Source organism: Zhongshania sp. (genome assembly GCF_047636175.1).
Classification (GTDB): domain Bacteria; phylum Pseudomonadota; class Gammaproteobacteria; order Pseudomonadales; family Spongiibacteraceae; genus Spongiibacter.
This window is the reverse complement of sequence record NZ_JBLIKC010000033.1, coordinates 1-12,263: the sequence shown is the minus strand read 5'-3', so window position 1 is coordinate 12,263 and position 12,263 is coordinate 1. Positions and strand designations below refer to the sequence as shown.

General features: G+C 48.6%; 8 protein-coding genes. 2 read left to right on the top strand and 6 right to left on the bottom strand.

All coding sequences use genetic code 11. The annotated features are described in order from the left end of the window. Positions 1-17: 17 nt before the first annotated feature. The 6 genes from ACI955_RS15715 to ACI955_RS15690 form a co-directional block, all read right to left on the bottom strand. A complete protein-coding gene (locus ACI955_RS15715) occupies positions 18-1,151 on the bottom strand; it encodes an acyl-CoA dehydrogenase family protein (protein WP_415244690.1) in 1,134 nt (377 codons plus the stop codon). A 20-nt stretch (positions 1,152-1,171) separates the two neighbouring features. Continuing rightward, on the bottom strand, positions 1,172-2,344 hold the full coding sequence (locus tag ACI955_RS15710) for an acyl-CoA dehydrogenase family protein (protein ID WP_415244689.1): 1,173 nt from the start codon (positions 2,342-2,344) through the stop codon (positions 1,172-1,174). A gap of 100 nt (positions 2,345-2,444) precedes the next feature. Next, positions 2,445-3,218 (bottom strand): SDR family NAD(P)-dependent oxidoreductase, encoded by a 774-nt coding sequence (locus ACI955_RS15705; RefSeq protein WP_415244688.1) that lies wholly within the window; start codon positions 3,216-3,218, stop codon positions 2,445-2,447. Positions 3,219-3,234: 16 nt separating this feature from the next. Beyond that, a complete protein-coding gene (locus ACI955_RS15700) occupies positions 3,235-4,401 on the bottom strand; it encodes an acyl-CoA dehydrogenase family protein (RefSeq protein WP_415244687.1) in 1,167 nt (388 codons plus the stop codon). A gap of 126 nt (positions 4,402-4,527) precedes the next feature. Continuing rightward, positions 4,528-6,675: a 3-hydroxyacyl-CoA dehydrogenase NAD-binding domain-containing protein gene (locus tag ACI955_RS15695; RefSeq protein WP_415244686.1), complete on the bottom strand. Its 2,148-nt coding sequence runs from the start codon at positions 6,673-6,675 to the stop codon at positions 4,528-4,530. A gap of 96 nt (positions 6,676-6,771) precedes the next feature. Then, positions 6,772-7,980, bottom strand: coding sequence for an acetyl-CoA C-acetyltransferase (locus tag ACI955_RS15690; protein ID WP_415244685.1), 1,209 nt, complete (start codon positions 7,978-7,980; stop codon positions 6,772-6,774). A gap of 194 nt (positions 7,981-8,174) precedes the next feature. Here ACI955_RS15690 and ACI955_RS15685 point away from each other — a divergent pair, with 194 nt between their 5' ends. Together ACI955_RS15685 and ACI955_RS15680 are read left to right on the top strand one after the other, a co-directional pair. Continuing rightward, on the top strand, positions 8,175-9,194 hold the full coding sequence (locus tag ACI955_RS15685; RefSeq protein WP_415244684.1) for an AraC family transcriptional regulator: 1,020 nt from the start codon (positions 8,175-8,177) through the stop codon (positions 9,192-9,194). 615 nt (positions 9,195-9,809) lie between these two features. Continuing rightward, complete coding sequence (locus ACI955_RS15680; protein WP_415244683.1) at positions 9,810-12,182, top strand: TonB-dependent receptor; 2,373 nt, start codon at positions 9,810-9,812, stop codon at positions 12,180-12,182. Positions 12,183-12,263: the final 81 nt, after the last annotated feature.

The window sequence follows — 12,263 nt, the reverse complement described above, 5'->3', positions numbered from 1 at the left end:
ATTTAAGCTCACATAGCTTACAGATAACGCATATCGCTAAAGCGCCGACGATGGATGTCTGAGCCACCAAAATACATATCAATCATCATTAAGCGCTTCAAATAATCGCCGATAGGCATCTCGTTAGTAACCCCCATACCGCCGTGCAGCTGAACCGCTTCTTCCGCAATCTTACGACCGTATTTACCGACCATTGCTTTTAAAACGGCAACATCTTGGCTGCGCTCAGCACTATTATCTAATATGGCACATTGCGCTCTCACTAATAAAGATCGGCATTGCTCAGTGGCCATAAACATATCAACCATACGATGCTGCAAGGCCTGAAAACTGCCAATGGTGACGCCAAATTGCTTGCGGGTGTTGCCATATTCAGCGGTTGCCTTGTACAGATACGTCATTGCACCCACCGCTTCCGCACACAGCGCTACTAAAGCCTCTTCTACCACATCGGCAATCAATGGGTAAGCGTCGCCCTCGGCAGTGAGCATATCCGTCTGTTTAACAACAAGATCGGTAAATGTGATGTTGAGAGCGCGCTGGCCATCCATTAAGCGAACACTTTCGGTGTGCAAGGCGGGGTTATTCGCATCGACTATGAAAAGACTAATACCTGACTCACTATTTATGTCACCAGCGGTACGCGCCGCAATGAGCAGCTGATTTGCACTGGCATTGAGTACTAAGTTTTTCTTGCCATTTAAGTGATAGCTATCGCCGTGCTTGGTCGCTGTGCTACTGACATGGCTCAATAGAAAACCGCTCTGCGCCTCTAACCAGGCAAAGCTGCACTGCGTCTCACCAGAGATCACCGCTGGCATTAAACGAGTCTTTAACTCGTCATTGCTACAGCGCGCAATCAATTGTCCCGCTAGGACAATGGAAGACCAAAACGGCTCGACCACCAATACCTTGCCAAACTCTTCCATCACTGCCGACACATCGGCTATGTTGCCACCAAAGCCGCCAACATCCTCAGAAAATGGAATAGTTAACCAACCTAACTCTGAAAAAGTTGCCCAGTGTTGGGCACTAAAACCCGCTGCGTTGTTGACCACTGCTTCGCGTTGATCTGGTGCGTAATTGTCAGCTAGAAATTTTGCCACGCTGTCTTTGAGCATGACTTGTTCTTCAGATAATGAAAAATCCATTCTTTAACCCTCTAGAGCGCTTATAGACCGAGCGCATATTTAGCAATGATGTTGCGCTGTACTTCGTTACTGCCGCCAAAGATGGTGCAAGCACGGCCAAACATGTATTCACGGCGAGCTATATTGCCGTCACTTCCCCAGAGTTCATCGTCCGCTTCTGGTAATATGCCGCCAAAACCTGCCGCAACATCCCATTGCAAAGACTGCACAGCTTGCTGTAATTCGGTGCCTTTAAGTTTGAGTAAAGACGACTCCATACCCGATGCGCCACCGCTATCTAAATCACTTAATACTCTAAGCTCTAAAAACTCCAGCGCCATCACTTCCATTTCAACATCAGCTAAGCGCGCGCGAAAATCGCTGTCATCAATCAAACGTGCTCCGTCAGTGGCAACCTGACTCGCCAGATTGCGAATATTGGTCAGTATCCGCTTGCTGTAACTGACGCCTGATAAGGCAGTGCGCTCATAAGTCAGCAGTGCTTTGGCATAAGTCCAGCCCTGATTTTCCTCGCCAATACGATTCGCTATTGGCACCCGCACATTTTCAAAATTCACTTCGTTCAAGTGATGTTCATCATCAACTGAAATAATCGGTGACACTGTCACCCCCGGCGATTTCATATCGATTAACAAGAAGGTAATACCCTGCTGCGGTTTACCCAAGGTATCGGTGCGAACCAGGCAAAATATCCAGTCGGCATGCTGGGCATAAGTGGTCCAGATTTTGGTGCCGTCAATAATATAATCGTCACCATCACGCAGCGCACGAGTTTGCAAGGCCGCTAAGTCAGACCCTGCACCGGGCTCAGAATAGCCTTGGCACCACCAAATTTCTGATGATTTTGTTGGTGGCAGAAAACGCGCCTTTTGCTCTTCTGAACCGTAGCTATACAAAACCGGCGCCACCATTTTTATGCCCATAGGCACTACGTCCGGGGCTCCCGCCGCAGCCAACTCAGTGGTGTAAATATACTTCTGAGTTGCTGTCCAGCCACTACCACCATGCTCTTCAGGCCAGCCATTCGCTGCCCAACCCTGACCGTCCAACAGTATTTGCCACTCTATCATGGCATCTCGGAATGTCTTGGGGTGATGAATCCGGGCCGCGAGGTCCGCCGTAAAGCGGTCGCGCATAAAACCGCGAACCTCTTCCTGAAAAGCCAATTCTTCAGCGCTAAATTTAGCGTGCATAAGAGCTACCTTAATATGTCATGGATAAGAATCTGAACTTGCAAAAGAGGTAGTGGCGCATTTACCGCCCCCACTCTAAGGCAAACAATTTTGCGAGCTGTTAACGAGGCTGCATACGAATTGCGCCATCAAGACGAATGCATTCACCGTTAAGGTACTCATTTTCTGCCATCATTACCGATAAGTGGGCAACTTCTTCGGGACGACCGAGACGCTGCGGATTAACCACTGTGGACTCCAATGACTTGTAAGCCGCTTCAGGCAAGGCCTCAAACAAAGGCGTATGAATGAGACCGGGCACAATAGTATTAACCCGAATACCGTAAGAGGCTAAGTCACGCGCCATAGGGAGAGTCATCCCTACCACACCACCCTTAGACGCACTGTAGGCGACCTGTCCAACCTGACCTTCATAGGCAGCAACAGAGGCGGTATTGATAATCACCCCACGGGCATTAGCGCCATCGTAAGGCTCATTTTTTGCCATTTGCTCGGCAACCAAACGCGCCACGTTAAAGGTGCCAACCAAGTTAACATTAATAACCGTTTTATAGGCATCTAATGGGAACGCACCTTTTTTACCCAAGGTTTTAATCGCGTTCCCGATACCGGCGTAATTATTACAGATATGGATTGCGCCGAACTTTGTTATTACATCAGCAATGGCAGTGGTCACTGACTCTTCATCGGCAACATTCACATTGTGAAAACTGACCTTGTCTGCACCCAGCTCTGCAACAATAGCGTCGCCACGCTCAGCATTCATATCGAAGATAGCGACCTTGCCACCCTTGGCAACGTAGGCGCGGACCGTCGCCTCACCTAAACCTGAGGCGCCACCGGTAACAATCGCAATTTTTCCATTAATATCCATGATTTTTCCTTGCTAATTAGTCGAAGAATGAGACAAATTTATCCGAGTACAAATCACGACCAATAATCAATTTCATAATTTCAGAACTGCCGGCAAAAATCCGCGTAATACGAGCATCAGAATACATACGGCTAATCGGATACTCATCCATATAGCCCGCACCACCGTGCAACTGCACGCCTTCATCGACCATTTTGCAGAGTAATTCACTAGTGTAGAGCTTGGCCTTAGCTGCGTCTTCAGAGGTCAGTAACCCTTGATTGTGCGCCGCGACACATTGATCAACGTAAGTTTGTGCAATATCAATTTCAGTACGCAAATCTGCCATTTTAAATTCGGTATTCTGCATTTTAGACAATGGCTTGCCAAAGACCTTGCGCTGCATAGTAAATTCGCGAGTGACCTCAAATGCACGGTGGGCTCCAGACAGGAAACCACACGCACCAATTAAACGCTCCTCTGCTAAACCTTCCATCAGATAAATGAAACCTTTAGTCGCATCGCCCAGCACGTTTTCCTTAGGGACCCGCACATCAGTGAAAAACAGCTCTGCGGTATCTTGACCCTTCATACCCATCTTTTTAAGATTGCGACCGCGCTCAAAACCTTCCATGCCGCGCTCAATCATGAACAGACCAACAGCATAAGGATTATTTTCTGGGTCGGTTTTAGCCGCCACAATAATCATGTCTGAATTGATACCGTTAGTGATATACGTTTTGGCGCCGTTCAACACCCAGTGATCCCCCATATCCTTGGCATTGGCGCGCATTCCCGCCAAGTCTGAACCCGCATCTGGCTCGGTCATGGCAATCGCCAAAATAGTTTCACCACTAGCGCACTTTGGTAAAAAGCGCTTTTTTTGCTCATCAGTTCCAAAGCGGTTTATATAGGGACCAACCAAGCGGCTGTGCAAGGTATTGGACCAATCACCAGCATGAATACGACTGGTTTCTTCGATGATAATTTGTTCAAAGCGAAAATCATTTTCGCCCATTCCGCCGTACTGCTCTTCCGGCCAAATCATCAAAAAGCCCTGTTCACCGGCCTTAGTAAAGGCCTCGCGATCGACAATACCCTGTTCGCGCCAGCGCTCTATATTTGGCTCAATTTCTTGCTCCAAAAATTTACGGTAAGCGGACCGAAACATATTTTGTTCTTCAGTAAAATTACGTGGCAACATAGACGATGTACTCCGGTTATGTGCTGGCATTCATTGCGACGACTAAATAGACGTCATGAATTACCTTTTAGGTTTTTCATAGCGGCGGTGAGTTGCCCCACCGCCATTCGTTTTGGTACTAAAAGCTTAAGCGAACAACTCGCCATCGGCGGCTTTCTTCAGTAGCAATGCAGGTGGGTTAAAACGCTCGCCATATAGAGCACTTAGCTCTGCAGCACGGTCAGCAAATTTCTGCACGCCATAGGTGTTTATGTATTGAAATACGCCGCCGGTGTAGGGGGGAAATCCAATACCCATAATGGAGCCAATATTGCCGTCAGCCACTGTTTTCAATACGCCCTCTTCCAGGCAGCGAACTGATTCAACAACTTGTCTAAATAAAATACGCTCTTTAATATCTTGATTGGGAACGGCGACATCCGCCTTAACAAAGCGCTCGCGAATCGTTGGCCAAATCGTCTTACTGCCATCGGCGGCGTAATCGTAGTAACCACCTTCGTAAGCCTTACCATTACGCTTGTACTCGTCGACAAACACATTGGACATGCGCGCCGATGCAGTATCGACACTCATATTGTCGCCAAGACGCTCGTTGAGATCGCGGTTGGTTGCCACCACCTTCTTGGTTAGCTGCTGACTGACTTCGTCGTGCACCGCTAGCGGCCCAACCGGCATACCCACTAATTTAGCAAGGCTTTCGATCAGCACCGGTTCAACACCCTCTTCGATGAGCATCGCGCCTTCATCAACAAAGGTGCCAAATACCCGCGAGGTGAAGAATCCGCGAGAGTCATTAACTACAATCGGGGTTTTCTTGATTTGCAGGGCGTAGTCAAAGGCCTTGGCCAAGGTCTCTGCCGAGGTTTGATCGCCAACAATAATTTCTACCAGCGGCATTTTGTCTACCGGTGAAAAAAAGTGAACCCCAATGAAGTTTTCAGGCTTGGCTGAGGCTTCCGCCAACAAGGTAATTGGTAGCGTTGAAGTGTTCGAACCCCACACTCCGCCCTCCGCCAATAGCGGCTCCAGGTCGCGGGTCATATCGTGTTTAAGATCGACATTTTCAAACACCGCTTCAATTATTAAATCGCAACCCTGCAGGGCCTTGGCATCAACTGTCGCGGTAATTCGGCCAAGAATGTCGGCTTTCTTTTCCTCAGTCATACGGCCACGGCTGATGGCTTTAGTGAGTATCTTATCGCTATAAGCTTTGCCCTTATCTGCGGCGTCTTGGCTTATATCCTTGAGCACCACATCCATGCCGGCACGCGCAGAAACATAAGCAATGCCCTGACCCATCATGCCCGCACCTAAGATACCAACCTTCTTAACTTTGGTTTTCGCAATGTCTTTAGGACGACTGCCGCCACCATTCACCTGATTCATTTGCAGAAAAAAGGTCATCATATTTTTAGCTTGTGGACTGGTGACCAAGCCAGTCAGCGCGCGGCTTTCGATGCGCAGGGCGGTATCGAAATCCACCCGCAGGGTATTGGCAATAACATCCAATATTTTCTCAGGCGCCGGCATCAAACCTTTAGTTTTCTGCGCCAACATAGGCACCGCACCCTGAATCATCTGCGCGATATTTGGCTTGCGCAAATCGCCACCCGGAATTTTAAAGCCCTTCACATCCCAAGGGTTGATCGCTTCAGGGTTTGCCAATATCCAACTTGTGGCTTTGGCCATCATGTCGGCGGTGTCGCTAGCTAGCTCTTCAACCAAACCGAAAGCAGCGGCTTTCTCGGCATTAAAACGCGTACCTTCAAGCAATGGCATAATGGCTTTTTCAACACCCATCTTGCTAACTAGACGCACAATACCACCACCGCCAGGCAGTAAACCCAAGCTCACTTCTGGCAAGCCAATAACCACTGCGGGTGCATTCAGCGCCACCCGATAATGACAGGCCAAGCAAATCTCATAACCACCACCCAGCGCTGCGCCATTAATGGCAGCGACAACCGGTTTGCCAAGCTTCTCTAAGCGCCGCAACAAACTCTTAATAGACTCTGTTTGTGCAAACAGGGCTGGCTCATCAACACCGGGCACCGCTTTAAGCATATTTTTTATGTCACCACCGGCAAAAAATGAGCTTTTTGCTGAGGTTAAAATCACACCGGCGATGGCATCACGCTCGGCTTCCAAGCGCTCAATAGTCTCGGTCATCAAGGCGATGTATTCATCGTTCATGGCGTTAACCGGACCGTTCATGTCCATGGTCACCGTGACAATATTGGCGCTGTCTTTTTGATACTTAAATGTTCCGCTCATTGCACTACCTATTTATTCATTTAGTCGTCAATACTGATCCGGACTTACCCGATCAGCAGCTCTATATTTTGAGAGTCTGCCTCGCAAACTCTGGTCTCAGATACGCTCGATAATAGTTGCGATGCCCATACCGCCACCCACACATAAGGTGATCAAGCCAAAGCGCTTATTGCGACGCTCCAGTTCATCTAGGCAGGTGCCAACCAACATAGCGCCGGTAGCTCCAAGCGGGTGACCCATGGCAATAGCACCGCCGTTGACGTTAATTTTTTCGTCGGGAACACCGGTTTCTTTTTGGAAACGCATAACCACCGATGCAAAGGCTTCGTTAACCTCAAAAAGATCAATATCGTCGATAGTCATACCGGCCTTTTTCAGTACCTTCCAAGTCGCCGGCGCTGGACCGGTTAGCATGATAGTTGGCTCGGTGCTGGTCACTGCAGTGGCAACAATACGGCCACGGGCGGTTAAACCTAGCTCGGCGCCGATTTTCTCACTGCCAATCAACACTGCTGCAGCGCCGTCGACGATGCCGGATGAATTGCCTGGGGTGTGGATGTGATTAATTTTCACTACCTGAGGATATTTACTCAGGGCGATATCGTCATAGCCTAGGGAGCCATGAAACTCAAAAGACGCTTTCAAACGCGCCAAGCCCTCTATTGAAGTCTCGGGCTTTATAAATTCATCACGCTCAAGGATAGTCACGCCGTTTTCATCCTTAACAGCCATAACAGACTTATCAAAATAACCAGCCGCTCTTGCTGCTGCCGCTTTCTGCTGCGAACGCACGGCAAAGCTGTCTACGTCTTGGCGACTAAAGTCCGCCAAGGTCGCAATTAAATCCGCACCTACACCCTGTGGTACAAAAGCAGTGTCAAAGGCAGTTTGAGGATCTTCGCCCCAGGCGCCGCCATTGCTGCCCATAGGGACACGTGACATACATTCAACACCACCGGCCACAACCAGATCTTCCCAACCGGACGCCACTTTCTGTGCAGCAAGGTTTACCGCTTCCAGACCTGAGGCGCAAAAACGGTCTAACTGAAAACCGGCAACGGATTCGTCCCAACCGGCCTTCATCAAAGCGGTCTTTGCAACGCAAGAACCCTGTTCACCGATAGGCGTAACACAGCCCATAATGACATCGTCGACTTTGCTGGTATCAAGATTGTGTCTATCGCGCAGGCCATTCAATAAACCAGCGAGTAGATCAACCGGCTTCACTTCATAAAGCGAGCCATCTTTTTTACCTTTGCCACGTGGAGTGCGAACTGCGTCGTAGATGTAAGCTGTATTAGCCATTTTATGTATCCCTAACTGACATGATTTAATACCTGAGCGAGAGAATCGCCTTCCCACCCGATTTCCGCAATGACCGTCAATGACATACAATAGACATTATATTACAAGCAAGCACCCCGGCCCGCCTAATCCTGCGCCTTAGGCAAATAATGGGTATGCGGGGATATAAACAAGTCGCCCTCTATAGGTAATTCATGGAAAACAGAACCATCTCCATCGCCTTTGTGCGCAATATGGTATCTGGCTGCGGCCTACCAAAATCCGACTGTGAGGCATTACTTAAGCGCGCGGGTATCGACCCACAAACCGTGACTAGCTCCCGCGCAAGGGTCACCCCAACCCAGCTTTCCCTGTTAAATAAATGGATTACCGACGCCACCGGGGACGAAGCTATGGGGCATTATCAACGCCCCCAAAAGCACGGCACACTTCACGCCTTAACTCATTACCTACAAACCTCAACTGACTTTAAACAAGCGATAGAGCGCAATGTCAGCTTTTACAATTTATTTGATTTTGGCTTTAGCCTAGCACTGGTTCGCAATGGCGAATACATTAACTATCGGCTGCAAGCGGATCTAGGCGTCACCTTAACAGACTGGGTTTATGAGCAGCACCTAATGATAAACTACCGTTTTTTGTGCTGGCTAACGGGCAGCTCCATCCCCCTACATCGAGTTAATTTAAACTACCCTGCACCCTCCCACAGTGGCGAATACCACTACTTATTCTTTAGTGACACCCGCTTTGACCAAGACCACAGCGAAATAGTATTTCACCGCCAATACTTTGCTCTGCCAGTCATACGCTCTAGCGCTGAGCTTGACGACTACCTATCACGCATTCCCACTGAGTTTCTTTACACGCCAAAGCATGGCAGCAGTTATACCGAGCAGATCAGACGTATTATCAACAAAACCCTGCCGGAAATTCCGAGCTATGAAGACATGGCGGTATCATTAGGACTGACGCCACAGACCCTTCGCCGCCGCCTGCGGCAGGAGGGCTGCGACTATCGTTTAATCAAAAATGAGATAATCCGAGACACTGCAATTGGCTATTTGTTACACGACAACAGAGAGATCAAAACCATTTCTTATGAACTGGGCTTCTCGGAACCCAGTGCATTTATACGATCTTTTAAAAAATGGACCGGCTTAACACCGCACCAGTATCGCGACAAACACTCCTTGGGCAATATCCGTCCAAACTAGTCTTGCCATTGTTGATTCGCCCAACAGCTTGCCAAATATTTAAATCATATGTCGGCCAGAAGCGCAAAATATAGGCCCTAAAATTTAAGTCCAGGTGATAGCCTTACTCATAACTTGGCCGTCTAATTACTCATGAGATGGCCGAAACCAGTTCAGGAAATAACCCATTACATACTCAGTGTGACTGGCTATAGCGTCACATAAGCAGTCAGTCGCGTTAGCTTAACCAGTAACAACATTGGCTATCTCGTCATGAAATTCGCCCTTCAGCGCTCGTTCCGCACCATCCTGGTGTCAACACTAGAGGCGTTTCCATTAACACCGTGGTGAATTACTTAGCTCATTTAAATTTATATAAAAAGTGATATGGTTAGAGGGAATAAGCCTCTTCTTGATAAAGGGGCCAAAGTGGTAAAGAGCGCGAGTCGCTATAATAAACTGTTATGTGCTTAACATCGTGCCGCGAATTCAAATCCAAAGTGCATCAAATTTCAAGCTGCAATAGCAGCTCTGTAATCGTCTATTAATTGACCTGGGGTTTTAAACCCCAAAGCTTTTCTTGGGCGAGCGTTTAGTCGTCTCACGGCTTTATAATAATACCAATAAGGAAGAATTATGCTGAATCGCAGATTATGGGGTGGTGCACTGGCAATGGTGGTATTGCCTGCAGCCGGACTTGCCGCTGAAGCTAAGCCTCGTGCGCAACTAGAAGAAGTGATAGTTACGGCTCAAAAGCAGCAGCAAAGTTTGCAGGACGTACCAATAGCGGTGGCCGCCGTTGATGGAGCCAAAATACGCGATGCGGGACTGCAGCGTATGGAAGAACTGTCGGCTTATGTGCCGAATTTTAAAATAGCGGTTACCGGTCAGGGTAACGCGGTGTATATTCGCGGCGTTGGCTCGGGCGATAACCGTGGCTTTGAGCAATCCGTAGGCATGTTTGTTGACGGTATCTATGCTGGGCGAGGCCAACAATTTCAAGCCCCTTTTCTTGATATCGCCTTGGTTGAAGTGCTTAAAGGGCCGCAGGGAACACTTTTTGGTAAGAACACCATCGCCGGTGCGGTTAATATCACTACCAATCGCCCAACGGAGGAGTTTGGTGGTGAGCTGAGTTACCGGCTTAATCCAGAGCTGGGCGCGAAGGAGGTGACAGCGGTACTGAATATTCCCTTAGGCGACAGCTTTTCCGCACGCGCAGCATATAAGCGACTTGAGGAAGACGGCTATCTTGGAAACTTTGTGCTCGACCGTGATGAGGCGCAGCGTGCAGATGAATCACTGCGTTTAGCGCTGCGTTGGGATGCCAGCGACAAGCTGGATGTTAACCTTAAGCTGGAGCAGTCTGCTTTTGGTCTTACTGGCACGACTTTTCAGCTGACGGATAAAACCGGTACGTTTAGCTTGTACCAGTCCAATATCTCCTTGCCAATTGATCTCCCGATTTCACTACCCCTGCCATTGCTGTCCATTAACCTGGAGGACGAAATAGATCCTCGCGAGGACGGCAAACTTGATCGTCGTAAGTCTGATCGGCAGTTTGCCTGGCAGCCGGCAATGACTCAGAACAATAGTGATGCCGCAGTACTGACACTAGATTATGAGATGTCGGATACGATTACGCTCACCAGTATTACCGGTTACTCATATTTTGATTTCACTTTTAATCTCGATGCTGACTTTACCGATTTAGAATTTATCGGCACAGAAAATGGCGAGGAATTTACCCAGCTCAGTCAGGAGTTTCGCTTAGCTGGCAGTGTCGGGGAGAGCATCGACTTTATTGCTGGTGTTTACGCGCACACTCAAGACCTAAGTAGTACCTTGTGGCTTAACTTGGACTTTGATGCCTTGGGTGTACCTAGCTCCTTGCCGATTCCTGGGCTAACAATTTCGCTGCCATCACAGCTGGCAACCTACACTGAGTTTGAACAGACCACTGACAGCGTGGCGGTATTTGGTCAGGCCACATGGAATATTACAGAGGCGCTCAGCGCAACGTTGGGCCTTCGTTGGGGCCAGGATGAAAAGCGTGCAACAAAGTATTTAAATGTCGCCGAGTTTCGTTCTAAGGAGCGCACGGCTAATCCGCTGTATGCGGTCATTGCTGGGGCATTAAATAACTCGGAAAACCACAATATTAGCAATGCCCGCAAAGTCGCCAATGTGTCGCCGGCGTTCAATTTGCAGTGGTATGCCAATGAAGATGTTATGAGCTATTTTCGCTACGCAAAAGGCTTTAAAGATGGTGGCTTTAACGCCAGTGACACCACCGCGAGTCAGACTGTCTTTACCTATGAGGATGAAGAAGCTGACACCCTTGAACTTGGGCTAAAAACTACCTTGCTCGACGGCGCAGCGACCTTCAATACGGCGTTGTTTTACACTGAATTTACGAATCGTCAGGTCAGTAGCTTTACCTTAACAGGCTACGTGGTAGGTAATGCTGCAGAGTCCATTACTCAGGGGATAGAGGCCGATATGCGCTGGGCATTGAGCGACCGCTTGACGGTTGGCGCATCAATGGCGTTCCTAGATTCCTACTTTACATCATTTATTAATGGACCGTGTACTGCCGAGCAAACCAATGCAGCTTCTCAGGCCGGCAACCCTGATTGTCGTCAGGATCTGTCAGGCGAAGGGACAGATTATGCACCTGAATTATCGGCAAGCTTGACCAGTCAATATGTTCAGCCAATTGGCAGCACGATGGAATTGCGTTTGCAGTTGGATCTCAATTACAGCGATGAGTATTTTTACACTCAAGACCGTGATGAATCAGATCTGCAAGAAGCGTATTACAAGATCAATGGTCGCGTATCATTGTTGCACTTTGAGCAGGGTTGGGAATTGGCGTTGATCGCTAAGAACTTAACAAATAAAATGACACGCTCAAGTGGTAATGATGTTCCGCTATTTGTAGGGGCGCACTTTGCTGCTACAGATGCACCGCGCAGTATTGCCATCGAGGGTGTTATGCGTTTTTGAATAAAGCGGTCTTTATTCTTTTGCCCAGACTAGTGCTGGGCTTTTTTACGTCTGAGGCGTGAGCTTGCGCAGATTGGCGCT

Bases quoted from the DNA above. Each gene is read 5' to 3' on its own strand.
- ACI955_RS15710 (WP_415244689.1), bottom strand. From the start codon at position 2,344: ATGCACGCTAAATTTAGCGCTGAAGAATTGGCTTTTCAGGAAGAGGTT.
- ACI955_RS15705 (WP_415244688.1), bottom strand. From the start codon at position 3,218: ATGGATATTAATGGAAAAATTGCGATTGTTACCGGTGGCGCCTCAGGT.
- ACI955_RS15695 (WP_415244686.1), bottom strand. From the start codon at position 6,675: ATGAGCGGAACATTTAAGTATCAAAAAGACAGCGCCAATATTGTCACG.
- ACI955_RS15680 (WP_415244683.1), top strand. From the start codon at position 9,810: ATGCTGAATCGCAGATTATGGGGTGGTGCACTGGCAATGGTGGTATTG.
- ACI955_RS15715 (WP_415244690.1), bottom strand. From the start codon at position 1,151: ATGGATTTTTCATTATCTGAAGAACAAGTCATGCTCAAAGACAGCGTG.
- ACI955_RS15685 (WP_415244684.1), top strand. From the start codon at position 8,175: ATGGAAAACAGAACCATCTCCATCGCCTTTGTGCGCAATATGGTATCT.
- ACI955_RS15700 (WP_415244687.1), bottom strand. From the start codon at position 4,401: ATGTTGCCACGTAATTTTACTGAAGAACAAAATATGTTTCGGTCCGCT.
- ACI955_RS15690 (WP_415244685.1), bottom strand. From the start codon at position 7,980: ATGGCTAATACAGCTTACATCTACGACGCAGTTCGCACTCCACGTGGC.